The organism is Sphingomonas sp. So64.6b, assembly GCF_014171475.1.
GTDB lineage: Bacteria > Pseudomonadota > Alphaproteobacteria > Sphingomonadales > Sphingomonadaceae > Sphingomonas > Sphingomonas alpina_A.
Genome location: NZ_CP048817.1, coordinates 2,293,342 through 2,318,177, shown reverse-complemented (window position 1 = coordinate 2,318,177; position 24,836 = coordinate 2,293,342). Strand labels below are relative to the sequence as shown.

Sequence of the window (24,836 nt, the reverse complement as noted above, 5' to 3'; positions counted from 1 at the left end):
AGTCCCGTCGCGGCGTGCCGCAACCTGGGCTGCGCCCAGGTCCTCCACGTCCGTTCCGGCCCTGCGGGTGCTGCTCGCCGCTCAATCGGGACTGCCGGTTCGCTTCTGCCGCCCACCCCCCTTTTCCGGGGCCGGTGCGGTGTTTGAAGAGGAGCAAGGACAATGGAACTCAAACATATCGACATCGCCAAGCTGAGCGTCTCGCCGGTCAACATGCGTGCGGGCAGGAAGACGCCGGACCTGGCCAACATTCTGCCGTCCGTCCGAGCGCGGGGGGTGCTGGTGCCATTGATCGTGCGGGCGAACGGGTCTCCCGATAACTACGAGATCGTGGCGGGCAAGCGGCGCTACCATGCGGCGCTGGCGGTGACGGCGGAGGGCGGCGACATTGACGCGCTGCCTTGCGCGGTCATGGACACGGACGACGATGCGACAGCGCTGGAGGCGTCGCTCATAGAGAACATCGCGCGGCTTGATCCCGACGAGGTCACGCGCTGGGAAACCTTCACCCGGCTGGTCCGGGAGGGCCGCAGGCCTGAGCATATCGCCATCGTCTTCGGGCTGACCGATGTGCAGGTGAAGCGCACACTGGCGCTCGGCAACCTGCTTCCACGCATCCGCTCGCTTTACCGCGTCGAGAAGATTGATGCCGTCACTGTGCGACACCTGACCCTTGCGTCGAGGGCGCAGCAGCGTGAGTGGCTGGCGCTGCTGGACGACCCCGAGGCGCGCGCACCGGTCGGACAGGCGCTCAAGTCGTGGCTGTTCGGCGGCGCGTCGATCTCCACCAAGGTGGCGCTATTCGACCTTGCCGGGTTCGGAGGCGAGGTCGTCGCCGACCTGTTCGGTGAGGACAGCTATTTCGCCAGTGTCGAGCAATTCTGGGAAGCGCAGAATGCCGCCATCGCTGCGCGCGCCGAGGCCTATCGCGAGGCGGGCTGGCGCGAGGTCGTCACCCTCGAGCCGGGTCAGTTCTTCCAGAGTTGGGAACATGAGAAACGGGCTAAGCGGACGGGCGGCAAGGTCTATATCTCCATCGGGCATCGCGGCGATGTCGCCTTCCACGAGGGCTATATCACTCTCAAGGAAGCGCGGATGCTGGCCAAGGGGGCGGCAGGCCATGTCGTCACCGAGAAACCGAGCCGTCCCGAAATTACCGCTGCGACGAACGACTATGTCGACCTACATCGCCATGCGGCGGTTCGAGCCAAGCTGGCTGACGCGCCGGGCGTGGCGCTAAGGGTCGCGGTCGCGCATATGATCACGGGCTCGCCGCTCTGGTCGGTGAAGGTTGAGCAGCAGCGCGCCGGAAGCGAAGCGGTAATCGAGAGCGTTGAGCTTTCGGCATCGGAGGCGTCGTTCGACGCCAAGCGGCGCGAGATGCTGGCGTTGCTCGGCTTCGATGGCGACACGCCGACGATCACCGGCGGGGGAGGGGAGGGACTGGCCACCATGTTCGCCCGGCTCCTACCACTCGAAGACGCTTCGGTGATGTCCATCCTTGCCATCGTCGTGGGTGAAACCCTCTGGGCCCGCAGCGAGATCGTGGACTTGCTGGGGGCGCATCTGACGGTGGACATGGCGGCGGTCTGGCAGCCGGACGATGCGCTGTTCGACCTGATCCGCGACCGCGAGGTGCTGCTCGCCATCGTCGAGGAAGTCTCGGACAAGCAGGTCGTCGCGGGCAACGCCAAGGAGCCGGGCAAGGTGCTCAAGGCGATCATCCGCGACTGCCTGAACGGCGCCAACGGGCGGACCAAGGTCGAGGGCTGGGTGCCGCGCTGGATGCGGTTTCCCCCGTCCGCCTACACGCCGCGCGGCGGAGCTGGCGCCGTCGATCGCTCAGTCGCGGTGGCGCCCCTGATCGCCTCCGAGTCTGAGACGGTCGAGCCCAATGCCGAGCCAGTCCGCGAAGCCGCGTGATCATCCCCACCATGCCAGCGGCGCCCACGGTGCCGCTGGCTCCCTGTTGGAGCTTCGATCATGGAACAGGAACTCCCGCTCGCAGAGGTTCTCCGGCGCATCCGGTTCGCGCTGGATACGATGGACGCGCTGCCCCGCGCGGTGTTCGATCTGCACCGCTATCGCGATCTGGATTACCAGCGGATCGCCGTGGAGCTGAACATTAGCGTCGCGGAGGTGGAGCGCCACCTTGCCGCCGCGATGCTGCATATCCTCCGGTGCACGGACGGCGACGGGCCTTGAGCCCGCCGCTTTTCCTTCCGCATTAGGTATTCTAAGCCATTGGCATGAGACTGAAGCCATGAAGACCAGCCTCGATCATTTGCCGACCGCGAAGCAGCGCGAGCTGGCACGTGTCGTCCAGATCCTGTTCGAGGAATTCAGCGACGCGACCGCCATCGCGACTTCCGACTGGAAGAAGCAGGCGCGCATCCAGAAGATCATTCTCTACGGCAGCTACGCGCGCGGCGGCTGGGTCGATGAGCCACACACCGCCAAGGGTTATCAGTCGGATTTCGACCTGCTGATCATCGTCAACAACGACAAGCTGACCGACCGCATCGAATTCTGGGCCACCGCCGAGGACCGGCTCAACCGCGAGTTGGCGATCACCAAGACGCTGCGCACCCCGGTCAACTTCATCGTCCACACGATGCGTGAAGTGAACGACGGACTCGCGCATGGCCGTTATTTCTTCATGGACATCGCCCGTGACGGCATCGCTCTCTACGAGAGCGACAGCGCTGAACTGCACCAGCCCAAGCCCAAGACGCCTCAGCAGGCGCTGGCGATGGCGCGGGAGTATTTCGAGGAGTGGTACCCGAGCGCGATGAGTTTTCATCGCGGGTATCGCCACGCCGTTGACGATGGCGACCCTAAGAAGGCCGCGTTCGATCTGCATCAAACTACTGAGCGGCTTTACCATTGCGTGCTGTTGGTCTGCACCTTCTACACGCCGCACGTGCACAATCTGGGCTTCCTGCGCACCCAAGCCGAGCGCATCGATCAGCGTCTGATCGACGCTTGGCCACGCGACAGTCGCACTGATCGGGCCCGCTTCGAGAAGCTGAAAGAAGCCTACGTGAAGGCGCGCTACTCGAAGCATTACCGGATCAGCGAGGAAGAGCTTGCGTGGCTGGGCGAGCGCGTCGAGACGCTCGGTCAGGCGGTGCAGGTCATCTGCGAGGAGCGCATCGCCACGCTCGAGAGTAGCGCCGCAGCCTAGGCTGCCCTGGGCAGCGCTTGCTGGGTCTCCTTGCACGGAAACGTAGCCCCAACCTTCCTACCAACCTCGTCCAGCGTCGCCGTTAGCCGGTTGATCTGCGATGTCTGCGACGCAAGTTCCGGTCCGTAGCGAGTCACCAGATATTCCCGGTTCTGATGCAAGGTTTTGAGATGCTCTGCCGTCTTCTGGCGTAGCTTCAGCCCTGCCGCTGCGGCCAGCTCAGTGCGTGCGCCAAGATCATGCTGGAGCTTGCGGACTTCGGCCGCATCGTGACCGTGGGCCAGCAGATAAGCATTGAGATAAAGCTCGATCGCTTGGATCGCCGATAAGCGGAACGGCGCTCGACTCAGCGGTCGACGTCGCTCGCTCGCTGCGAGCAGGAGGAGCGCGGCATCCCGATATTCGTCCGCAAGCTCACGAAATTGAGCAGGCGTTGCGAGGGCGCCGGGGTATTCCTTGAGCGTCGCTGGCATTGCCATATGCTAGCGAACGAAGATGAAACGAGCCGTTAAAGCCACCCGGTCGCAGGCTACGCGCCACCTTCGCGCGCAAGAAAAGCCAAATCAGGCGGCTCTTTTTGGAAGTTCTTCTAGTGCCAGCAATGCCTGATCTGGCGCTTGAGAAGGAGCATCGGAACGCAACGCATCCCCGTCCGCCGCAACACTGATCCATTCGATCCGCCACGCCATATCGACCACATCACCAAAGGCTCCGCGCGTGATCGACACGATGCTTGCGCCTTCTACAGAGATCGAAAAGCGGCACTCACCAGTCCTTGGATCCAAGGCTCCGCGTAGCAGCGTTCCGTCGGAAATCGCGATGGCAAAGCCCTCTCGAAGTGCTCGCACAGGTAACGGAATGATGCATTCGACATCGCCCCGCAGCGACAGTTCTGCACCTTGGCAAGGTTCTATCCGGACGCCCATCATGCCGCTCCACAGCTCGAATCACAAGAAGCGGTACGTTAGAACAAATAGCGAACAACGGGAAGGGTGCAGAGGTCAGGGGCAGGAAGAGGGGTAAGGCAAGATAAAAGCGGTGCCTCCCTGAGGCCGCGAAAGTGGCGTCTGCACGTCGTTTTCTATGGAGGCATGCCCATGGCCATGCCTCCAGTCGCGAGACTGGGGCCTCGCAAACCCCGCATTTCTGCGGGTCTCCCGCGAGACAAAATGGAGGCCCTTGAATGGGCCACTCTGCGCACCCTCATCTGACGCTTCCAAGGCGAGGCTTCGTGATGGCGGAAGATGATTTCGAGCTCTGGCTGGGCCGGGTTGGCAAGGATCGGCCGTTCGCGCACCAGCTCCGCAAGGCTGCCAATCTGGCAGGCGGCGCGCGGCCATCTGGCGCTCGCGCGCGGCGCTTCGACGGCAGTCGCATCGGTCGCGGCGCTGGCGTTGGTCGGGTGCTCGGATCGTCCGATCGATATGTCGGCTCCCGCGCGCGCCGCGTGATCGTCAAGGCGCGCTTCGTGAAACTCGCAGGCAAGGGAGCCAGGGCAGCCGTCGCGCATCTGCGCTATCTGCAGCGAGACGGCACCACGCGCGAGGGCGAACGCGGCACGCTCTACGCGGGGGATCACGATGTCGCCGACGGCAAGGCATTCCTCGAACGCGGGGCAGGCGATCGCCACCAGTTCCGCTTCATCGTCGCGCCTGAGGATGGTGCCCAATACGACGATCTCAAGCCGCTGGTCCGGCGCTGGATGAAACAGGTCGAGCAGGACCTCGGTACGAAGCTCGATTGGGTCGCGGCCAACCATTACAACACCGGCCATCCCCACAGCCATGTTCTGGTGCGTGGGACAGACGATCGGGGCAAGGACCTGATCATCGCCCGCGAGTATATCAGCCGCGGGCTTGCCGCGCGCGCCGCCGAGCTGGTCAACCTCGACCTTGGGCCCCGAACCGATCGCGAGATTTTCGAGGCCCGTCGGCGTGAGATCACGCAGGAGCGGTTCACCAATATCGACCGCAAGCTGCTGCTCGCGCGCGAGCCCGACGGGCTGGTGTCGTCCTGGCATAGCGACAGCGTCGAGCAGGGCCTGCGTGCGGGGCGGCTGGGCACGCTTGCGCGCATGGGATTGGCTACAGAGGAGAGCAGGGGGCGCTTCCGGCTTGCCGATGACTTGGAGGACACGCTCCGCACCATGGCGCGTCGGGGCGACATCATCGCGGCCATGCATGAGCAGCTCACGCGGCGGGCGCCAGAGGTGCCGCCGCAGGACTATGCGATCTATGACCCCGCCGAGGGAAAACATTTGGTCGGCCGCGTCATCTCGACCGGACTTTCCGACGAGCATAATGACCGCCACTACATGATCGTCGCGGCGATCGACGGGCGCAGCCACTATGTCGAGCTCGGCGAGCGGTCGATTTCGGAGATCCTCGACCATTCCGAGATCGTGAAGGTGAACCCCGTGGTCCCGGCCGTCCGGCAAGCGGACCGGGTCATTGCCGACGTCGCCGCTGCCAGTGGTGGGACCTACAGCATCGACAATCATCTTAGGCACGACGCGAGTGCGACCCAGCGCTTTGCCGAGGCGCATGTGCGCCGTCTGGAAGCGATGCGGCGCGGCCGAGGGGACGTCGAGCGGCTGCCCGACGGCAGCTGGAAGATCGCGCCTGATCATGTCGATCGGGTGCTTGCGTTCGAGCGCAGCGCGACTGCGGCGCGGCCCGTCGACGTAGAAACGCTGTCCGAGCTCCCGCTCGAGCAACTTGCGCGGCACGACGGCGTGACCTGGCTGGACGAGCAGAAATTGGCGAAGGAGCCGGAAACGCTTGAGCGCGGCTTCGGAGCACAGGTCCGCCAGGCGCTTGCGCTGCGCCAGCAATGGCTTGTCGAACAGGATCTCGCATGGCGCGATGGGGATGCCATCCACTTCCGCGCCGGCATGATCGACGAGCTTCGCCGGCGTGAACTGCGGCAGGTGGCCGGCCAGCTCTCGAAAGAGATGGGTCTCGGCTACGCCGAGAACCACGGCGGCGCTGTCGAGGGCACCTATCGCAAGGCGGTGCAGGTCGGCTCCGCCAAATATGCGGTGATCGAGAAATCGCGGGAGTTCACGCTCGTACCTTGGCGCCCGGTGCTCGAGAAGCGGGTCGGCCGGTACGTATCCGGAATCGGCAGGGGCGACTCGATCAGCTGGACCTTCGGGCGGCGGCGTGCAGGACCGGAAATCGGCTGAAGGTGGCGTGAGTTGCCTCGAAGAGGCACCTGCAGGCACTAGCGGGCTACTGTTTTCCGGACGCGCGACGGTGGATTCTGCGCGCATGCAAACACGCAAGACCCGCCACCAGTTTTACCTGCCCGACGAACTGTCGGCCAAGCTCGACGCGTTGGCGGCGCAGCCGGGTTCGTCCAAGACCGCGATCCTGACCGATGCGCTGACCGCTTGGTTCGATCGTCGCGCCGGCCATGAACTGGACCAGCGATTCGGGGCGCGGCTCGACCGCCAGAACCGGATCGCCGACCGGACGGAGCAGAAGCTCGACTACCTCACCGAGGCTCTCGGGCTGTTCATCCGCCACCAGCTGACCCTCACCGCGCACCAGCCGGCGTTCGATGCCGAGACCAACCGGCTCGGCCGCCTTCGCTACGACGAGTTTATGAAGCTCGTCGGCCGCATGCTCGCCCGCACGGCGCCGAGGCAAGGCTTACCCACCGTCAATCCCCCAGAAATGGGGATAGACAAATGAAGGAACGCATCATGCGTCACATGCCGCGTCGCCCGAACGGCGACCTGTCACCCATCACGTTGAGGATTGCGGACGCCTGCCGCGTCACCGGCATCGGCCGGTCGAAGTTCTACGAGCTGATCAAGGCTGGTGAGATCGAGGTGATCAAGATTGGCGCGATTACCCTCGTGCCGATGTCCGGCATCCAGGCGCTGCTTGAGCGTGGACGCTCGGTGAGAGTCGAATGTGCGCAATGTAGCCTAGCTGAAGCGATGCACCCCTCGCTGACGAATGCCATACTGAGTGCTAGCATTGCAGGAACGTCGGAGTCAGATCGCCATGATCTTATTTCGGAAGACGAAGGAACGCGCACGAAAGCCGAGAATAGAATCGTCGAGCGAATGATCCTAGCGCTTCCGGGGGCGCGCTGTATGTAAACTTAGCGCGGCAGTCCGGCAGGATCGATATTTCGAGGGGGAGAACATGCGAATCAAGTTCGTGGAAATTTCTAATTTCCGCAAATTGAAATCAACCCATCTCGATCTTGATAAGAAGACCACTATCCTCGTTGGCGCTAATAATAGCGGCAAGACATCGGCAATGGTGGCTTTGCGCACTTTCTTGATGACGCCGACTCGCCTCGCACTGCGAGATATCACTATCGCAAACTGGACCGAAATTGATGTCCTTGGCGAGGAATGGGAGTTCGAGGCAGAGACCACGGTCGATTTGGACACGCTTCTGCCGGCGCTCGACGTCTGGCTCGAAGTGCCACTCAGCGAAATCCAGCATGTAGTCCATATTCTTCCGACGCTGGACTGGTCGGGGGGACTGCTTGGCGTGCGCCTGCGATATCAAATCAAAGATATCGGGAAGCTAAAAGCGGAATATGTAGCGGAACGTGTGGCGTCGGGCAGTGCCGCGACGACCGGCCCTGCGGGCGAACAAATCAAGCTTGCGGTTTGGCCGCTTTGCCTGACCGATTTCCTTGAACGCAGGCTGCGGGCGCATCTTGAGTTAGCAGCGTTCCCCCTCGACCCGCGGGCGGTGACTCGCCCCGGAAAATGCGGCTTGGCTGTTCCGCAAGATTTGCCTGCCAGCGCGCTTCGCTTCGATCACCCACCCTTCAAAAATCTGATCAAGATGGACGAAATTGCTGCGCAGCGGGACTTTGCGGATGCTGGTGATCATGAGGGTGGAGAGGACAAGGCCGAAGCAGGCGTCCGTCGCTTCAAGCGCCGACTTTCCGATCAATTGCGGTCATATTATGATCGACATCTAGATCCCTCAAAGACGCCGACTGAAAAGGATTACGAGGCGTTGGGGGCGATCCAGGCGGCCGAACGCAGTTTCGACTCCAGGCTAGAGGCTGGCTTCGCGGCAGCTTTCGAGGAACTCGAAGATCTCGGCTACCCCGGGATGAGCAATCCGAAACTCAAAATCTCGACGTTGCTGCGAACGACCGACGGCCTCAAGCACGGCTCTTCGGTGCAGTACCAAGTCGCAGACCCATCGGGGGACGGCACCAAAACTCTCAAGCTCCCCGAGGACTATTCCGGTCTCGGTTATCAAAATCTCATCGCCATGGTGTTCATGCTGATGGGTTTTCGCGACGAGTGGATGCGCGTTGAGAAGGCAGGTATCGTCGGCGGGGAGAATGTAGTCCATGAGATCCAGCCACTACATCTAGTTCTCGTAGAAGAGCCAGAGGCGCACCTTCATGCGCAAGTTCAACAGGTCTTTATAAACAAGGCGTATAATCTGCTTCGCAAGCATTGCGATCTCGGCGACAAAGACGCGTATTGCACCCAGTTGCTGGTTAGCACGCATTCCAGCCATGTTGCGCACGAGGCGGATTTCGCAAATCTGCGCTATTTTCGGCGCAGGCCGGCGAAATCCAAGGGCGAGACACCGACCACAACCGTCGCCAACCTCTCCCATGTGTTCGGCGAGGGGGATGAGACCAAACGCTTTGTGAAGCGCTATCTGAAGGCGACACATTGCGATCTCTTCTTCGCTGACGGCGTCATCTTTGTCGAAGGCCAAGCCGAGCGGATCCTCGTGCCGCACTTCATCCGCCATCATTTCCCCGAACTCTCGCGCCGATACGTGACGTTGCTCGAACTGGGCGGGAGCCACGTGCACAGCTTCCGTGACCTGATTGATGTCCTAGGTATTGCCACGCTGATCATCGGTGATCTCGACGCAACGGCAACGGTCAAGATCACAGACAAGAATGGCCATGAGACAACACGGTGGAAATCGGCTCGGCCCGAACTGGGCAGGGGTCAGCAAACCGCGAACTCCGTCCTGAAAGAATGGCACCCCGGCCTGAAACTGATCGATGAGCTGGCGGCACTACCACCTTCAGATCATGCAACGTCGGGCGATGGCTATGACCTCTACGTTGCCTACCAGAAACCCATCAGCGTTGAGTCGAGTAGTGCAACCCCAACGAGCGTTATCCCTCGGACCTTCGAAGATGCATTAGTGCTGACGAACACCGCAGCGATGGCAGACGTCCAAGGATCGAGCACTTCGGCAAAGATCAAGGCGATCGTCACTCAAGGGCCGTCAGGCGCGGACTTAGCTGACGAACTTTTCGACCTATTGAAAACGGCTGAGAAAGCCGCATTGGCGCTCGACTGCCTGATGTTGGCCGACCCGAAAGCACTCAAACCCCCAACTTATATCGCTCATGGACTGAAATGGTTCGAAACAGCGGTCGGCAAGGAAATCGCGGAAAGCGAACTCAAGGCAGGATCAATTCATGGTCGAGGTTGAGACTGCACCGGCGAATTTCGACGATCATGTCGATGCGACAATCGAGGCCTGTCTCGACCCCTCCAACCCACAAAGCTTCTTTCTCTACGCTGGTGCTGGTTCGGGCAAGACGCGCTCGTTGAAGAATGCGCTTGATGTATTCCGCGCGAACCATGGCTTCGGCTTTCGACGCTTGGGAAAGAAGATCGCGGTCATCACCTACACCAACGCTGCGGCGGACGAGATTGCAGAACGCGTCGGTGAGGACATGCTTTTTCCCATTTCGACGATCCACAGTTTTTGTTGGAAGCACATCGAAACCTACCACTCAGATATTCAGACTTGGCTCCTTGCGACGTTACCCGCAGACATTGCCGACCTCCATGAGAAGCAGGCAAAGGGGCGAGCTGGGACAAAGGCAGCGCAGGATCGGGGTCGGGCGATAGAGTCGACGACGAAGCGGCTGGAGTGGCTGAGCATCCCGCGACGATTCACCTACAATCCAAATGGCGACAATTTCGGTGCCGATTCATTGTCGCATTCGGAGGTCCTGAAGATCACAGCCGCCTTCATTCAAACCAAACCATCGATGCAGGCGGTGCTGGTCAACAGATATCCGTTTCTGTTGATCGATGAGAGCCAGGATACCAACAGGGGACTGCTCGAGGCATTCTTTAGCCTCGCCGCGGCCAACGTCGGGAAGTTTGCGATCGGACTTTTCGGCGACACGATGCAGCGCATCTATACCGATGGTCACTCCGAGCTCGAGCGTCTCGTTCCCTTGGATTGGGCTCGGCCCGCCAAACGGATGAATCATCGCTCGCCGCAGCGCGTGGTCGCGCTCGGTAACGTGCTACGGTCCGCCGTGGATCGCCAGACGCAGCTCGCGCGGGACGACAGCTCTAAAGGGATTGTGCGTCTTTTCATCGCGCCAAGCGATCTCGTGGACAAGCCAGGTTTTGAATATGTCGTTCGCGCAACGATGGCCGAACTTTGCAATGATCCCGAATGGGAGCGAGAACGCGCAGTGAAGGCCCTGATACTCGAGCATCACATGGCGGCTGCGAGGGCGGGGTTCCTCGACATGTTCCAGGCGCTTGATCGCGATTCCCGCCTCGGAACCGGGCTTCGAACAGGAGACCTTGCCGGGATCCGCCTGTTTACGGAACGGGTAGAGCCTCTGGTCAATGCGGCACGCGCCAAGGATGACTTTGCATTGATGGCGCATTTGCGCGCCACATCGCCGCTGCTGAAGCGCTCCGCGATTATCGCGACGTCGACGCCCGACGATCCGCTGTTTCCCGTCCGATCGGGTGTGGAGGCGCTCCTAGCTTTAGATCTAGAGGGTGAGGCTACGTTTCTCGACGTGTTCCAATGCGTGGCGGAACACCAGCTCTTCGAGATTCCGGCGGCGCTGCGAGCGTTCGTGGTTGCCACTCAGCCGGAGCTGTCCAACGAAGCAATTGATCTCGATCCCATCGACGACGCGGTAGACTCTGCGGAGGCTGAAGAGGCCGCCGCGGCGTCGCCAGCGAGCCTAGAGGCGTGGCGGGCATTCTTGGAAACGCCGTATCGGCAGACCGCCGCCTATGCCGAGTATGTTGCAGATCGCGGTCACTTCGGGACTCATCAAGGGGTCAAAGGCCTGGAATTCGATAGAGTCTTGGCGGTACTCGATGACAGCGACGCGCGTGGCTTTCTCTTTTCCTACGAAAAGCTTTTTGAGGCAAAGCCTCTGTCGGACACTGACCGTAAGCATTTGGCCGAGGCGACAGATGGGGGCGTAAACCGTACACGGCGCTTGTTGTACGTGACGTGCACCCGTGCGCGAAAGAGCTTGGCGTTGATTGCTTATACGGAAGACCCCGACGCGGTGGCGGCCTCAGTCATCAGAAACGAGTGGTTCACTCCAGACGAGGTTATACGGCACTGATATCGTTGCGTTGCGCGCTGCCACGCAGTTTGCTTCGCAGCCTAGGCGCCTGGTGTTCGGGCATTGATGCGCCGCTTGAAAACTCGTCATGGAAGAGCGCTCGCACCGCCGATGTCAGAGATAAGATAAAGCCATGACCGATGAACAAGAGCATCAACACGACGACTCAGGTGAGTGCATCATCCCGCCGGAGCTGCCGAAAACGGAGCTGCGAAACTTGGTCGTTGAACAATCCGAACATGAGGTGCGCGAGATCACCGATTACATCGAGTGGCAATGCAACAAGATGCGCGAGAGGGAGATTGAAAATACGGGTGAAAGCGACATCGAGGAGGAGCTGGTCGAGCACGCGGAGAAGCTAAAGACCGAACGGGTCTTCGGAACCGACTATCGCGTTTGGGATGTGCACACGAACCTGAACAGGTGGTGGGTCATCACCAATCCCACCAACCTCTACTCCCAAAAACTGATGCCCAGCGTCGATTACACGCTGTCCTTCCATATCGGGTTGATGGCGCGCGTACAGGCCCGGCGCGAGCCCGAAGGCGACGAAGTTGTGCTGCAACTCCTGTCGATCACGCAGAGAAAAATCCATCAGGCGGCGCTCGCGTTGGATGCCGCCAACGAGATCGAGGACTTTCAGGCCATCGGCCTCCAGTGCCGGGAAGCGATGACCTCGTTTATCAAGGAGGTAAACGCCGCCGGGCTTTTCGATGAAATCGCAGACGCCCCGAAAAAGGGCGACTTCACCGCATGGTCGGACCATGTGATCGGGGCCAAGGCGGCCGGTGGCGCGGCGGAGTATGTCCGCGGCTACCTGAAAGCGATCTGCCAGAAAGGCTGGCAGCTCGCAAACTGGCTGACCCATGCGGGCAACGCGACGCGTGCCGATGCAGAACTGGCCCTCTCAGCGACGGAACACGTGCTGCAGGAGCTTACAGGGCTGGCGCTGAAGTCGCTGGCGCGAGCACCTGACCGGTGCGGCCGGTGCGGCTCGTTCGACATCACCGTCACATGGCGGCCGGATGAGGGGGAGATGGGCGAGTACATCGCCGAATGCGGCATGTGCGGCGCTGAGGGACGCAGAGGGTCCGATCAGGACGAGCCAAACGCGGTGTCGGGAACCGTCGTTCCTGACGAGTGATGCAACGTCGACACGGCGCAACGGCCTGGATACGATCCCACACGCCAGTATGCGGATCAGAAAACGCGCCGATTAGCGGGTGGGGATGCAACGGGCAGCGCAGCGGGCTCCCCTTGCCAAGATTGTGGTGGTCCCACCACCACACATCTTGCCGTCAGCGCAGCGCCGGGTTCTGATGGTGCAACCTGAACCTTTTTTGACTTGTAGGCCCCCATGGCAAAACGTCCGACATTTTTCCTGTCCTCGACCATTTACGACTTTGAGGATCTCAGGGGCGCGATAAAGTACCTTCTGGAGAGCCGTGGCTGTCGAGTGCTCGCGTCAGAGTACCGGGATTTCAACAACAATCTTGATCAACATTCCTATGAGGCCTGCCTATCGAATATCGATCAGGCAGATTACTTTATACTCCTCATCGGAGGGCGTGTCGGGGGCTGGTACGACGAGCCCAGCCGCATCAGCATCACTCAGCAAGAGTACCGCCACGCGTATGCCCGCCATGAGGCGGGCTCGTTGCGCATCGTTACCCTCGTTCGCGATCAGGTGTGGCAGCTTCGCGAGGATCGCAAGGCGCTAGCGAAGCACTTGGCTTCGCTAGAAATGAACGATCAAGAGCGCCGCGAGATCGTAAATTTTCACAGCCGATTTACGACCGACGCAGAGTTCGTCAGCGCCTTCATCACGGAAGTAGGCCGTAACCTCGAAACCGCCATGGCCGTTAAGCGAGGGACCGAAAAGCCGACGGGCAACTGGATTCATACCTTCCGAAATTTTAGGGACATTGCAGACGTTCTGCACCCTTTGACGTTCGGCGGGCTGACCGCCGACGAAGCCGCTTACCGGAAAGCGCTGCAACACGAACTGCTGAATATCCTTTGCCACTTGCTCTTAAAGTATAAGGGGGAAGCGCTAGACCCCCGGGCATCGCTAATCAAACACCTAAACGCTTACGCAGTGACCATGTCCACGCGTACCGAAGATGTGTACATGGAAGGTAAGGAGTGGGATAAATTCGCCACGATATTCTACCAACTTCTCAACGGACAAATTGAGATCACCATCCTACCTGACGCTCTGACGTCGAGCATATTTTTACAATTCGACCCCGCATCTGGCGGCTACCGAAAAACCGCCGCCTATGGTGCGATTTCCCGGCTCATCGAGGAAGTTCGCCGATTCAACAAAACCGCGGCGAACGAGTCGCTCGCCACGGTTTTCGAGTATTCTCCCCGCAACCGCGGCGGCAAAGATATTCCAGTCGAAATACCGGCGACGAAAATTCTGATACTCCATCACTTGGCTTTACGCTGGATCAATATAATCACGCTGTGCGAGTCGCTCATTCGCCACCTTGAGGGAAACCCGTTTGCGGAACCCAACCTTGCTCCATATTCACCCATTCGAGGGATGGACGAGGAGATCGAACGAGAAACAGTCACCCACGATGATGCCAGAAGGTACTTAAAGCTGTAACTTTCCGGCGTACCCGGGCTACACTGCCCGCCATGCTTACGGGGCTACTCAATGGCTTGAAGATAGATGCGGGTGCGGCGCAAAAAGGACCCGACTATTTCTGTCCCAATTGTCACGGTGCGGTGATCCTGAGGAAGGGGCGGATCGTCGCTCATAACTTCTCTCACAAGCCACCGACCAGTTGCTCATGGGCGGTGGGTGAAACACAGGAGCATCTTGCCGCGAAGCTGCTTCTTAGGGACGCCTATCGCATGATGGGCTATCAGGCTGACTATGAAGTCGTGGTCCTTTCCAGCGGCGGCGATCGGCGGGCCGATGTTTATGTGATCTCGCCAGATGGCGGGCTCACCTTCGCGATCGAGGTGCAGCATACCCCCATACTCTACGACGCCATCGAAAAGAGAACGGTGGCTTATATGGCTGTCAATGTTCCGGTGATGTGGCTTGGCATCTTGGGCGGGAAGATGCGCGAAACTGCCGAGCGAACGCAATCCGGCCTAATCATACGACAGTACCCCATACGGCCATGGGAAAAATGGGCACAGGCTCTGTGCTTCGGCGAACTCTGGTACATCGATCCTGTTGAGGAGTCGCTTTGGAAGGGCCGCTTCAGCGACCATTTGATCGATGTCCCTTCTAGCTCATGGTACGGAGAAGGCGGTGAGGAGATGTCGGCCGGTGGATACTCCCGCAAATCCAAGCGCTGGCGCACCCTTCATCTCGAAGGCCCTTTTCGAGTTCACGAGGTCAACGAGGTAACGAAGTGGCGGAGGCCTTGGACGTCCAGCGCATTCAACCTCCCGGGGGGCCACTTCGCATCATTCGAAAAGCGCTAATCACGCCTATGCCTTCACCCGCAAAAGGTCGTCTAATCTGGTGGAGTACCGGCGAGAGGCGAACCCGGCGCATGCGCCACTTCTTCCTCCGACCGGTGGACGCTGGCCGCATGGTGTACCGGCTGAACCGCCCATTGATAGAATCGAGCGCCGTCATCAGGGCCTTCGATTTCTCGGGGTCGCAGGATGGAAAGAGGCTCGCCATTGGCAATCCTGCGGTCGGGTGAGGTCGACCAGGATCACGCCTGCCTTGGGAGGGGGATTGCGCGCCGTCACCGACATTCACCCGGTCCCCGAATAGGGCGAAGGGGCTGGCGGTATCGACTTCTTCCCCACCCTCGACGGGCTGCTGGAGCCGATGGCAACCATGACTATCCTGTCGGGCGGCTTCACGACCACGCGCAACCGGCGCGGCCTGGCAGACCGCATGCGCAGCGGCTTCGTAAGTACGTGGCGATGTCGAGAAGGCGGTCGCCTAGGGTGGCTGTTGGCAGGAGCGGCCAATCGACGAATGCCGTAGTGCTAGCGGCCTACTTGAACGTCAGTTTCGCTCCGAAGAGGCCGATCTCTACCGCCGGTTTGAGCCCCGCCACGAGTTCGGCCGTTGAGGGTGAAGAAACGAAGGAAACGGGCGCCGGGCTAGTGAGCTCAATATCTGCCGCACTCAGGTCGGTCGCATCAGCTACGTACGCAATAATCTCGTAAACATTGCCGCGGTTGAAAGGCTTAACCTCAAAATCCAATGCATCCACCGGCGAGATGGCGGAGACATCTGTGCGCGACACGAATTTGTGATTTCGGTCAGTATCACGAGCATCGAGCATCACGATCTTGGTCCCGGCCGGAAAACCCAAGCTAAACTTGAAATTGGCACGATCGATATTGCCGCGGTTGCTGATGTCCAAGGTCACTTGATGCAAGTTACCGAAAGCCTGAACCGCCCCCTTGTCGCTCAGCATCACTTGGACGCTTGCCGATGGCCCGGCAGACACACCGCCAAAAAGCTCTTTCAATTCGAGGCGATATCTAACCGGCTGAATACGATTTCGATACGTCGTAGCAATTGCAGTGATTATAGCTCCTGCGGCACCGCCGCCAACCACGCCAGCGATTACCTGCACCCATTGAATATCAGCCATGGCCACCCCTTCGAGACCGTTGCTAACGAGCACCGCTACAATTTGCCAGAAGGGTGAGAATCTGCAGAATGGCCAAGCGACCCTGTTCGACCTCGCCAACGCCAGTCGCCCCGAAGCGCGCCGGAGGATTGCCGCTGCGGTGACGCTGGCGCCAGCACCGATGCTCTCAGGTCCCGGTCGGACCAGCTAGGCCGCGAACACTGCGATCTATCGCCGCGAAGTAGCTGTCAGCGCCTCGCTCGAGCATCGCTTCAACACCGACCGCCACCTTCGCGCTGACGGCGGGCGTCTTCTATAGCGGCGGGAAAGACACCGCCGCGCGCGTCGGCGTCGCCGGAGAATTCCAGCGGGCCCCCACTTCGCATTGCCGCATAGGAGATGATCGATAGCCCGAGCACGCGTCCGCTGTCGGTTTCTGCCGACGGGGCTGGAACGACTGCAATTGGACACGAATCAGACATTGGTCGCGAGTTGGCGACGAGCCAGCCTACCCGGCTGCTGTCCTGAACAATCCGTGAAAATCCGCCGATTTCCAGCCACGGTTTTGCAGTAAATCTGCAGTAAGATGCGCAATTGCGCAGCTATCCGGCAGCCAAGCGATTGAAATCGCTGGTGACCCCTACGAGAATCGAACTCGTGTTTTCGCCGTGAGAGGGCGACGTCCTAACCGCTAGACGAAGGGGCCGTCGAGCCAGAGGCGCGGCTGATACGGCGGGGGCGTGAAGACGTCAAGGCGCGGGGTCACGGGGCCGGCGCGGCACTATCCACCGATCAGCGCCACAAGATCCATCATCGCGCGCGGCGCGGCGAGGCCGGGGGTGGTCGCAACATAGCGCGGAACCCAGTCCGGCCGGAACTTCGCCTTGAACGAACGCAGCCCGGAAAAACCGTACAGCGCCTCGCCATGGCCGTAGATCGCATGGCCGATGCGCGACCAGAGCGGGGCGAGGCGTCGTCCGGTCAGGCCCGACAGGGGCGCCATGCCGAGGTTGAAGCGGGCATAGCCGTTCGCCGCACCCCATTGCATCAACCGCACGAACAGCAGGTCCATCGCGCCATAGGGTGTATCGGGCAAATGCCGCATCAGGTCGACCGACAGCTCGGTGCGGCTGTGCGTCGTCCAGATATTGGCGAAGGCGACGATTCGCCCCTCGTGGCGCAGCACGGCACAATCGAAGCGGCTGATATAATCCGCGTCGAAGCGGCCGATGCTGAAGCATTTCTCGCCACCGGCCTTGTTGCGCAGCCAGGCGTCGGACACCTGATGGAGCTGCGGCCCGATGCCGGGCACCGCGGCCCTCGGGACGATGTCAAAGGCCAGCCCGGCGCTCTCCGCCTTGCGCACTGAATGACGGAGCGATCTGGCGGCCGGACCATCCAGCGTGAAGGTTGCGAGATCGACATGTGCCTCCTCGCCATATTTCATCACCTGCAGCCCCATTTCGATCAGCAGCGGCAACAGGTCGTCGCTCGCCTGATAAAAACAGAGCCGGCCATGCGCGGTGTCGCACAGCCCGCGCAGCCGCCACACCAGCTCCGACCAGGCGGCGCTCGGCCCGACCGGATCGCCCATCACCACCCAGGTGCGGCCCTGCACGCGGTACATCAGGAACGCGTCCGCCGAGCCTGAGACGATGAACTGCTTGTCGCCGGTGAAAGCGAGCGCGGCGTCGGCACGCTCCGACACGGCGATCGCGGCGTCGGCGACTGCGGGCGGCAGGGTATCGTCCCCCGCCGGGCGAACCGGCGCGGAGAGCAGCCGCCAGCCCGCCACTGCGCCGAGCAGCATCGCCGCACCCAGGCTGGCGCGCAGGAAGCGCGGCGCGTTGCCCCGCCATGCGAACGCCCACCACAGATCGTCGCTGTACGGCACGTGCTTGTAGGCGAAGAATCCCGCCCACAGGCTGAGCGCGATGGCGATCGCGGCGGCGGCGAACCAGGTGCGCTGCAGCGGCGCGTCGAGCATGCCGGCGCGGCGGTAAAAGGCCGGGCGGCAATATTGCAGCAGCGCGGCGATCACCCCAAGCAGCACGGCCTCTTCATAGTCGAAGCCCTTGAGCAGCGAGAAGACGATGCCGCCGGCAAGCAACAGCCGCGCGGCAAGGAAGCCGCTGCGCAACCGCGCATTGATCGCCGGCGCGATCAGCAGCAACGCGGTGCCCGCCATGCTCGCGGCGAAGTGCGACGCTTCGACGAACGGCAGCGGCACGACATCGGCCAGCCAGTTGATTCGCCAATGCACCGCCGGCAAAGCGCCCGACACGAGCAGGATCAACCCGCCGACAAACACCAGCAGCGCGATCAGTGGCGGCGCGAGGAAATGGCTGGTGCGCTCGACCAGCGACAGGCCAAGCGAAATCGGGCGGCGCAACCGGTGCCCCTCGACCGAGGCGAGCAAGACCGCCGCGACGATCAGCGGCAGGACGTAATAGATCAGCCGGTAAAGCAGCAACGCGGCAAATGCCTCGCCGCCCGCGGCGGGCAGGATCGCCAGGATGACCAGTTCGAACACCCCGATCCCGCCGGGCACGTGCGAGACGGCCGAGGCGGTCACCGCGAGCGTATAAGCGAAGAAGAACAGGGCGAAGCTTTGTGGCCCCGATTGCGGCAACAGCACGAACAGCGCGGCGGCCGCGGCGGCAAGGTCGAGCGCGGCGACGCCGAGCTGCGCCGCCATGATGCGTACCGGCGGTACGGGCAAGGTGAAGCGCCCGATGCCGATCCGTTCGACGCCGCGATGCCGCGCCGCGAACAGCGTCGCGAGCAGCGCAACGATGACAAGGCCGATCACGCGCTGCCCGATGACCGGCAAATATGCCGGCCCGATCGCGATCGGCGCGTTCCCGCTCAACAGCGCCAGCGCGATGATCCCCGACAGCGCCGCCCAGAAGCCGGCCGAGGACAGCAGCCCTACCCGAGCGACATCGCCCAGGTCGAGCCCCGCCGAGGCATAGACGCGATACCGCGCCGATCCGCCGGTGAGCAGGCTCAACCCGAAATTATGGCTGATCGCATAGCTGGTGAACGAAGCGAGCGCCGCGGTGCGCCACGGCAGCCGCGCGCCGATCGCACGCAGCGACAGCGCCTCGCTCAGCGTCAGCGCGAAGTAACTCAGCGCGGTCAGCGCGATCGCCGCGGCGATACGCCCCTGCGGAATCTCGTGCAACGCGCGCCGTACGTCCTTCAACCGCACTTCGCCCAGGATCGCGTGCAGCGCCTCGAACCCGAGCAGCGCGACCGCCAATATGGCAAGCGCGATCAACGGGCGGCGGTGCGATCGGCCCCAGGCGATGGCGTCGCCGATCCGGTCGCGCCGGATCAGACGCGCGTCCATATCTGCGATTTGCAAAACCATCCTCCGATCAGACAGCCCGAGATCTTGAGCGTGTCGGGCGATGTCTGGACGATCCTTGACGAAAAGCGGCGGCCCATATCGGGCACGAACACCGTCCCCGACCATTTGCCCGGCGCGGTCTCCCGGTAACCGGAAAGCAATTGCAGCCCGACCAGCTGAGTGACGCCGGACTCGCGTGCATCCTGCTCCGCCGCTGGGGTCGCATGGGCGATCGTCCCGCACAGCTCGCCATTGCAGTTCATCGTGCGGACCTGGATCGTGCCCATCGGATTATGCCACAGCCCGATGATCGGTGGCGGCGCGGTCACCGCGACTGGCCTGGCGATGGCGGGCAGCGCCATGAGCGGCGTGAGGAGTGCCGCGAGCAACGGTGCGAGGCGGCCGGGACGGGTCATTGCGGCAGTTCCTTGATCTGCGGGACATAAGGGCGGAGCGCGGCGAAAATCGTGGCGATCAGCCGCTGTTCGTCACGGTGGAGGAAATGGCCGCCGGGCAGGGCGATCACTTTGGCGCGTGTGCCTTTCAGGCTAGGGCACAGGCTGTCGGTTTCCTGCTCGCCATGGATGCAGAAGATCGGCGCCCAGGCGACGCTCTTTGCCGCCGCGACCGGATCGGCATCGGGCGTGCCGCGATAGGCGAAACCGGTCGGGTCGGCGCGGAAATAGACGCCCTGGCCCGGCACGACGAGCACGATTCCCGCGACATGGGCGCGCAGGTCGGGCGGCAGCGCGGCCGCGCCGATGCCCAGTATGTCGGCGCCGAACGACTGGCCGATCAGGACGATGCGGTCGGCGCCGGTCCGCGTCAGCGTATCGCGCACCGCCGTGGCGACGATCGTGTCGACCTCGGCCGTGCTGCGATGCGTCGCAAAGGCGCTGGGTGAATTGATCGCGAGCACCGGCACATGCCGCTCGGCCAGCGCGTGCGACACGCCGCTGCCCATGCCGAAACGCAACCCCATATCGCCCGACACATAAAGCGCGGCGACCGGCACGCGGCCATTGCCCGGGCTGGCGAAGAACCGGTCCGGATCGCGATCGAAGAACCCCGCGGCCCAGGCGACCACGACCAGCGTGACCAGGATGAACCCGATCACGGCAAGGAGCCAGCGCAGCGGCGACCGGCGTCGCCGAATGGGGAAGGATGTCGACATCATGTCGGACTAGCGAGGCACGCGTTACGCGGAGATGGCGGGCCGATGACGAATTTGTCATGCGCGCGTCGCATGATGCCGGCGTTTCCACTCTGGACGAGGTGAAGTGCGATCCGTAAGCAGCGCGATGGGCGGCGGTTTGGGGCACGGGATGACGATCGATCTGCAGAGCGAGATTAAGCGGGCTGACGGCTTTCTGGCGGCGAAAGTCGGCGACGGTCAGGTGCTGCTCGATATCGATGCGGGCAGTTATATCGGAATCGACTCGGTCGGCAGTGCGATCTGGGAACGGATCGCCGAGCCGGTGACGGTTGTTGCGCTGCGCGATGCGTTGATCGACGCCTATCAAGGCGACCCGACGGTGATCGAGGCGGATTTACTGGCTTTTGTCGATCGCCTGGCCGGCATGAAGATGATCCTGTGCGTCTGAGCGTTACGCCGGCGTGAGCGACCTGTATCTCTGCGGCTGGCGGGTTCAATCCGACCTCGCTTTGCCTGAACTGGTGCCATGGGACGGCGATGACCGGCCGGTCGATATCGTGATCCGCCTCGGCGCCACCCCTGAACGCCTCGATGGGGCGATCGATGTCAGCCCGTTCCTTCAGGTATCGCAGGACGGGCGCTGCCTGCTCACCCTGAGTGAGGTGGCGACGTATTTCGTCAACGGCCCCGGCGAAGTCATGGTCGATCCGCGCGCGGGCGCGTCGCAAGCTGAAGTGAGGCTGTTCCTGCTTGGATCGGTGTTGGGCTATCTCTGCCATATCCGCAGCCTGTTTCCGTTGCACGGATCCTGCGTCGCGGTCGGCGGCAAGGCGATCGTCTTTTCCGGTCCGTCGGGGGCGGGCAAATCGACCACCGCGGCACATCTGGCGCGGCGCGGACATCCGCTGATCGCGGACGATGTCTGCGCGATCGAGATCATCGATGGCGTGCCTTATGTCCGGCCAGCCTTTCCCCGGCTGAAGCTATGGCAGGACACGCTCGATGCGGTCGGAGTCGAATCGGCCGGGCTTGAGCGCAACCGCGCGGGCCAGCAGAAATATCATTACCGTCACGACCAGACCGATTCCCGACCCGGCCGGTGCCGATCGGGGCGATCGTGCTGCTCGCGCGGCCGGGGCATGGCGAGGACGAATTGCTCGAACGCCTGGCCAATCCGGCCGAGATCGTCGGTGCGCTTGGCGCGGAGATTTTCCGCCCGACCGTCGCGGCCGCGCTCGGGCGGAAGCCGGCACTGTTCGGGGTGCAGGCTGCGATCGCCGGGTCGGTGCCGGTTCATCGCTGGCGCCGCCGGTTCGAATTCGACCGGATCGAGGGATGGCTCGACCGGATCGAGGCGCTGGTCGCGCCGTGAGCGGGGTCGTCCTGCTCGCATCCTATCCAAAATCCGGCAACACCTGGACCCGCGCCTTTCTCGCGAGCCTCGACTCGGGCGGCAGCATCCCGGACATCAACGCACTCGGGCCGCCGGCGTCGCTGAGCAGCCGGGCAGTATGCGATCTGGTGCTCGACGAGGACACAGGCGACCTGAGCAATGCCGAGATCGCGCGGGTGCGACCTTGGATCAGCCGCAGGGTGGCAGGCGAATTCGCCGCACCGGTCAAGGCGCATGACGCCTGGCTGGTCCCGCCCGGCGCGACCGAGCCGCCCTTTCCCGCCGACATTATCGACCGGGCGATCCTGATCGTGCGTGACCCACGTGATGTGGCGCTGTCCTGCGTCCATCATTTCGGCAAACCATTGGCCAGGATAGTCGACGACATGGCCGATCCCGATTTCGCGCTGGGTACCAGCGGCAAGCACTCGAACCGGCAGATCTACCAGTTCGTATCGACCTGGAGCGGGCACGTTCGGAGCTGGCTCGATCAATCTGATTTTCCGGTCCGGCTGATACGTTACGAGGATATGATCACCGATCCGGTCGCGTCGTTCACCGCCGCTGCGCGGTTTCTCGGGCGTAAGGAGGATGATGCGACGATCGCGCGGGCGGTTGAATCGTCGTCGTTCGATGTCCTTGTGAGGCAGGAGACGCGTGATGGATTCGCCGAGCGGCTTGGAGGGTCGAATGCGCCATTTTTTCGCTCCGGGCGCGCAGGCGGTTGGCGTGAGGCGATGCCGGGAACGGTTGCCGCGCGAATCGCCGACGATCATGGCGCGACGATGCGCCGGCTCGGCTATCTGTAACTATTCACTGGTTGCCGCCCTCCATCCGGCGGATGAAACGGCCGGCGGTGATGCCCCGGCTCACCGCGAGCAGATAGGCGGTGTTCGCGTCATCCGCGCTACTTGCCGCATAGGCCCCCGGCCAGTCTTCAAGCAGCTTTTCCATCCGGTCGAGATCGAGCGCGCGCGCCGCCAGCGGGCTGTGGCGCAGCCTGCCGAGTTCCGCTTTCAGGCCGGGTAATGCCTCCTCGAACCCAAGCTGCCAGTCGGCCCCTTGCAGCCCTCTTCGGCGCTCGTTCAAAATGAGATCGGGAACCAGCCCGGCCATCGCGTGGCGAAGCAGCGCGCGTGGCACACCGTCGCGCATCCATTTTTCGTCGGGGATCATCAGCGCCAGCTCGATCAGGCGGCGATCGCCGGTCGGATCGCGGACGTCGAGGCCATAAAGGCGGCGTGACGACCAATATTGTTGACCACGATGACTGGAGCGCGCGAGCGCCAGCAGTCGCAATTTGCGCGAATCGCCGCCGGCAAGATTGTAGAGATTGCCGGCCACCGCTCTGGCGTCGTCCTCCGTCCCGGTCTCGTTCAGGAAGGCGCGGCTGGCGATCGAATAGTCGAACAGCCCCATGTCGCGCTTGCCGGCGAATGAGCGAAGCCTGCGCAGCGCGGCGTTGGGGAGCAACGCCGCAGCCGCATGGTTCAGCAGATTCAACCAGCGCTGGCCGCCATTGCGCCGCATCGCCATTCCGGTTTCCAGCGCGGTCAACAGCCGGCCCTGCCGCAACTGTTGTCCAAAGGCGGCCATGCCGTCATGGCTGATCGTGAAATTGCCCATCGCACCGATCAGCATCACGTCGATCCGCCGATCTCGCGCCGCGCGGTCGATGCCGTCGACCCACACGGTGTTGCTGGCATTCAGGATCGGCCAATCCTGCCCGCCTTCGCGTCCTTCCACCGCCTCCAATACCGGCATCTCGTCATTCGCGATGCGGACATGTTCGATATTGGGATACATCGCCGCCAGCGCCGCCGCATGGGTCCATTCGTCGCTGAAACGGTTTCGGGTTTCGATCTGGACGGGTTTCGCCGGGGCGGCGGTGAAGGCGGTGAGCCCGCGTCCCTGTTCGTCCAGCGCGCGAGCGGCCATCGCGGTCACTGCGGTGCTGTCGAGTCCGCCGCTCAGCTGGACGCCGATCTTTTCATCCGCGCCGATCCGGCATCGTACGGCTTGGTCGAGCGTGGCGCGCAGGACCTCCTCATAATCCTGATCGGTCTTCAGTTTCAGGATCGGCAGCGTTTCGGGCTGCCACCACCGCTCGCTCCGGGCCTTGCCGCCTTCCCACACCACGCGATGGCCGGGGGGCACGTTGCAGATATCGACGAAGAAACTGCGATCGGGATCGCGCGGCATCATCGCGAGCCAGTGCGCCATCTGCCGCTCATCGACCTCTTTAGGCACCTCTGGATCGGCCCATAAGCCGCGCTGCTCGGTCGCAAACAGCATCTGTCCGGCACCGAGCCAGTAGAAGAGCGGCCGGAAAGCCCCAGGGTCAACCGCCAGCATCATGCGCCGCGTTGCGCCGTTCCATACGGCCAGGGCGTAATCGCCAATGACATGGTCGCAAAGCGCGTCACCCCAGGCGGCATGGGCGGCCAGCACAAGCTGTGCGGCGCTGCGCGCTTCGCCAGCGCCGATGTTCAGCGCGCGCCGTAAATCTTCGCCATTGTCGATTCGCCCATCGAACGCCGCCCCCCGACCGCCCGGTGCCGCCGCGACGGAGGCACCGTCGCATCCTGCGATCCGTGCGCCGTCCACGAGAGTCTGGACACGGAGGCGCGGTGATCCGAGCGTCAGCGCGGCGAGCGTACGGTCGATTGGCCGTGGGTCATCGGAGGAACAGGTAGCGCGCCCGCAAATGGACATGAATTAGCTCCGGCTCCATCGCCGATTCGGCCAGGATGAGGAGTCAGGGTGCGCGAGCACAATCAGCCCGTCAAATCACAAAAACA

General features: G+C 62.4%; 21 protein-coding genes and 1 tRNA gene. 14 read left to right on the top strand and 8 right to left on the bottom strand.

Going from position 1 to position 24,836, the window contains the following annotated elements; all coding sequences use genetic code 11:
* The first annotated feature begins 162 nt into the window (after nt 1-162).
* The 3 genes from G4G27_RS11070 to G4G27_RS11060 are packed head-to-tail and all read left to right on the top strand — an operon-like array spanning nt 163 to nt 3,187.
* The gene (locus tag G4G27_RS11070) at nt 163-1,923 is read left to right on the top strand and encodes a ParB/RepB/Spo0J family partition protein (protein ID WP_183113370.1); all 1,761 of its coding nucleotides are present in this window, start codon (nt 163-165) and stop codon (nt 1,921-1,923) included.
* Nucleotides 1,924-1,983: 60 nt separating this feature from the next.
* Nucleotides 1,984-2,205, top strand: coding sequence for a sigma-70 region 4 domain-containing protein (locus tag G4G27_RS11065; protein WP_183113369.1), 222 nt, complete (start codon nt 1,984-1,986; stop codon nt 2,203-2,205).
* Nucleotides 2,206-2,263: 58 nt separating this feature from the next.
* Nucleotides 2,264-3,187 carry a nucleotidyltransferase and HEPN domain-containing protein gene (locus G4G27_RS11060; RefSeq protein ID WP_183113368.1) on the top strand — a complete coding sequence of 308 codons (924 nt, stop codon included), beginning with the start codon at nt 2,264-2,266 and terminating at the stop codon, nt 3,185-3,187.
* Here the strand turns inward: G4G27_RS11060 and G4G27_RS11055 are convergent.
* Entirely contained in the window at nt 3,184-3,660 is a 477-nt protein-coding gene (locus tag G4G27_RS11055) for a hypothetical protein (protein WP_183113367.1), read from the bottom strand. The genes G4G27_RS11060 and G4G27_RS11055 overlap by 4 nt on opposite strands.
* A 90-nt stretch (nt 3,661-3,750) precedes the next feature.
* On the bottom strand, nt 3,751-4,116 hold the full coding sequence (locus tag G4G27_RS11050) for a hypothetical protein (protein WP_183113366.1): 366 nt from the start codon (nt 4,114-4,116) through the stop codon (nt 3,751-3,753).
* Nucleotides 4,117-4,421: 305 nt separating this feature from the next.
* On the opposite strand from G4G27_RS11050, the gene rlxS reads away from it, so the two are divergent.
* The 8 genes from rlxS (at nt 4,422) to G4G27_RS11010 (ending at nt 15,013) form a co-directional block, all read left to right on the top strand.
* Nucleotides 4,422-6,374 carry a relaxase/mobilization nuclease RlxS gene (rlxS, locus tag G4G27_RS11045; protein ID WP_183113743.1) on the top strand — a complete coding sequence of 651 codons (1,953 nt, stop codon included), beginning with the start codon at nt 4,422-4,424 and terminating at the stop codon, nt 6,372-6,374.
* 85 nt (nt 6,375-6,459) lie between these two features.
* Nucleotides 6,460-6,885, top strand: coding sequence for a CopG family transcriptional regulator (locus G4G27_RS11040; RefSeq protein ID WP_183113365.1), 426 nt, complete (start codon nt 6,460-6,462; stop codon nt 6,883-6,885).
* Nucleotides 6,882-7,301 (top strand): helix-turn-helix domain-containing protein, encoded by a 420-nt coding sequence (locus G4G27_RS11035; RefSeq protein ID WP_244624648.1) that lies wholly within the window; start codon nt 6,882-6,884, stop codon nt 7,299-7,301. The genes G4G27_RS11040 and G4G27_RS11035 overlap by 4 nt, the downstream gene beginning before the upstream one ends.
* Nucleotides 7,302-7,347: 46 nt before the next feature.
* Nucleotides 7,348-9,648 (top strand): ATP-dependent endonuclease, encoded by a 2,301-nt coding sequence (locus tag G4G27_RS11030; RefSeq protein ID WP_183113364.1) that lies wholly within the window; start codon nt 7,348-7,350, stop codon nt 9,646-9,648.
* On the top strand, nt 9,635-11,560 hold the full coding sequence (locus G4G27_RS11025) for a UvrD-helicase domain-containing protein (RefSeq protein WP_183113363.1): 1,926 nt from the start codon (nt 9,635-9,637) through the stop codon (nt 11,558-11,560). The genes G4G27_RS11030 and G4G27_RS11025 overlap by 14 nt, the downstream gene beginning before the upstream one ends.
* Before the next feature lie 133 nt (nt 11,561-11,693).
* Nucleotides 11,694-12,704, top strand: coding sequence for a hypothetical protein (locus G4G27_RS11020; RefSeq protein ID WP_183113362.1), 1,011 nt, complete (start codon nt 11,694-11,696; stop codon nt 12,702-12,704).
* A gap of 213 nt (nt 12,705-12,917) precedes the next feature.
* On the top strand, nt 12,918-14,177 hold the full coding sequence (locus G4G27_RS11015; RefSeq protein ID WP_183113361.1) for a DUF4062 domain-containing protein: 1,260 nt from the start codon (nt 12,918-12,920) through the stop codon (nt 14,175-14,177).
* Between the two features lie 56 nt (nt 14,178-14,233).
* On the top strand, nt 14,234-15,013 hold the full coding sequence (locus G4G27_RS11010) for a competence protein CoiA family protein (protein WP_183113360.1): 780 nt from the start codon (nt 14,234-14,236) through the stop codon (nt 15,011-15,013).
* 530 nt (nt 15,014-15,543) lie between these two features.
* On the opposite strand, the gene G4G27_RS11000 is transcribed toward G4G27_RS11010, so the two are convergent.
* The 5 genes from G4G27_RS11000 to G4G27_RS10980 form a co-directional block, all read right to left on the bottom strand.
* A complete protein-coding gene (locus G4G27_RS11000) occupies nt 15,544-16,152 on the bottom strand; it encodes a hypothetical protein (protein ID WP_183113358.1) in 609 nt (202 codons plus the stop codon).
* A gap of 610 nt (nt 16,153-16,762) precedes the next feature.
* A tRNA-Glu gene (locus tag G4G27_RS10995) sits at nt 16,763-16,837 on the bottom strand.
* 75 nt (nt 16,838-16,912) lie between these two features.
* Entirely contained in the window at nt 16,913-19,501 is a 2,589-nt protein-coding gene (gene mprF / locus G4G27_RS10990) for a bifunctional lysylphosphatidylglycerol flippase/synthetase MprF (protein WP_345940682.1), read from the bottom strand.
* The gene (locus G4G27_RS10985) at nt 19,471-19,902 is read right to left on the bottom strand and encodes a DUF2147 domain-containing protein (protein WP_244624647.1); all 432 of its coding nucleotides are present in this window, start codon (nt 19,900-19,902) and stop codon (nt 19,471-19,473) included. Before G4G27_RS10985 ends, mprF begins: the two co-directional genes overlap by 31 nt.
* Nucleotides 19,899-20,603 carry a virulence factor gene (locus tag G4G27_RS10980; RefSeq protein ID WP_244624646.1) on the bottom strand — a complete coding sequence of 235 codons (705 nt, stop codon included), beginning with the start codon at nt 20,601-20,603 and terminating at the stop codon, nt 19,899-19,901. The genes G4G27_RS10985 and G4G27_RS10980 overlap by 4 nt, the downstream gene beginning before the upstream one ends.
* 208 nt (nt 20,604-20,811) lie before the next feature.
* On the opposite strand from G4G27_RS10980, the gene G4G27_RS10975 reads away from it, so the two are divergent.
* From G4G27_RS10975 to G4G27_RS10965, 3 genes are all read left to right on the top strand, one after another.
* Entirely contained in the window at nt 20,812-21,090 is a 279-nt protein-coding gene (locus tag G4G27_RS10975) for a PqqD family protein (protein WP_183113357.1), read from the top strand.
* Nucleotides 21,091-21,741: 651 nt separating this feature from the next.
* On the top strand, nt 21,742-22,014 hold the full coding sequence (locus G4G27_RS24150) for a hypothetical protein (protein ID WP_244624645.1): 273 nt from the start codon (nt 21,742-21,744) through the stop codon (nt 22,012-22,014).
* Nucleotides 22,011-22,844, top strand: a complete 834-nt coding sequence (locus tag G4G27_RS10965; protein WP_244624644.1) for a sulfotransferase domain-containing protein — start codon at nt 22,011-22,013, stop codon at nt 22,842-22,844. Before G4G27_RS24150 ends, G4G27_RS10965 begins: the two co-directional genes overlap by 4 nt.
* A gap of 4 nt (nt 22,845-22,848) precedes the next feature.
* Here G4G27_RS10965 and G4G27_RS10960 read toward each other — a convergent pair whose 3' ends face one another.
* Nucleotides 22,849-24,750: an asparagine synthase-related protein gene (locus tag G4G27_RS10960; RefSeq protein WP_183113354.1), complete on the bottom strand. Its 1,902-nt coding sequence runs from the start codon at nt 24,748-24,750 to the stop codon at nt 22,849-22,851.
* Between the last annotated feature and the right edge of the window lie 86 nt (nt 24,751-24,836).

What these genes read in the sequence shown, in the direction of transcription:
- G4G27_RS11040 (WP_183113365.1), top strand. Translation starts at nt 6,460, where the DNA reads ATGCAAACACGCAAGACCCGCCACCAGTTTTACCTGCCCGACGAACTG.
- G4G27_RS11055 (WP_183113367.1), bottom strand. Translation starts at nt 3,660, where the DNA reads ATGCCAGCGACGCTCAAGGAATACCCCGGCGCCCTCGCAACGCCTGCT.
- G4G27_RS11030 (WP_183113364.1), top strand. Translation starts at nt 7,348, where the DNA reads ATGCGAATCAAGTTCGTGGAAATTTCTAATTTCCGCAAATTGAAATCA.
- G4G27_RS11020 (WP_183113362.1), top strand. Translation starts at nt 11,694, where the DNA reads ATGACCGATGAACAAGAGCATCAACACGACGACTCAGGTGAGTGCATC.
- rlxS (WP_183113743.1), top strand. Translation starts at nt 4,422, where the DNA reads ATGGCGGAAGATGATTTCGAGCTCTGGCTGGGCCGGGTTGGCAAGGAT.
- G4G27_RS10960 (WP_183113354.1), bottom strand. Translation starts at nt 24,750, where the DNA reads ATGTCCATTTGCGGGCGCGCTACCTGTTCCTCCGATGACCCACGGCCA.
- G4G27_RS11015 (WP_183113361.1), top strand. Translation starts at nt 12,918, where the DNA reads ATGGCAAAACGTCCGACATTTTTCCTGTCCTCGACCATTTACGACTTT.
- G4G27_RS11060 (WP_183113368.1), top strand. Translation starts at nt 2,264, where the DNA reads ATGAAGACCAGCCTCGATCATTTGCCGACCGCGAAGCAGCGCGAGCTG.
- G4G27_RS10975 (WP_183113357.1), top strand. Translation starts at nt 20,812, where the DNA reads ATGACGATCGATCTGCAGAGCGAGATTAAGCGGGCTGACGGCTTTCTG.
- G4G27_RS11000 (WP_183113358.1), bottom strand. Translation starts at nt 16,152, where the DNA reads ATGGCTGATATTCAATGGGTGCAGGTAATCGCTGGCGTGGTTGGCGGC.
- G4G27_RS11035 (WP_244624648.1), top strand. Translation starts at nt 6,882, where the DNA reads ATGAAGGAACGCATCATGCGTCACATGCCGCGTCGCCCGAACGGCGAC.
- G4G27_RS10985 (WP_244624647.1), bottom strand. Translation starts at nt 19,902, where the DNA reads ATGACCCGTCCCGGCCGCCTCGCACCGTTGCTCGCGGCACTCCTCACG.
- G4G27_RS11065 (WP_183113369.1), top strand. Translation starts at nt 1,984, where the DNA reads ATGGAACAGGAACTCCCGCTCGCAGAGGTTCTCCGGCGCATCCGGTTC.
- G4G27_RS11070 (WP_183113370.1), top strand. Translation starts at nt 163, where the DNA reads ATGGAACTCAAACATATCGACATCGCCAAGCTGAGCGTCTCGCCGGTC.
- G4G27_RS11050 (WP_183113366.1), bottom strand. Translation starts at nt 4,116, where the DNA reads ATGATGGGCGTCCGGATAGAACCTTGCCAAGGTGCAGAACTGTCGCTG.
- G4G27_RS11025 (WP_183113363.1), top strand. Translation starts at nt 9,635, where the DNA reads ATGGTCGAGGTTGAGACTGCACCGGCGAATTTCGACGATCATGTCGAT.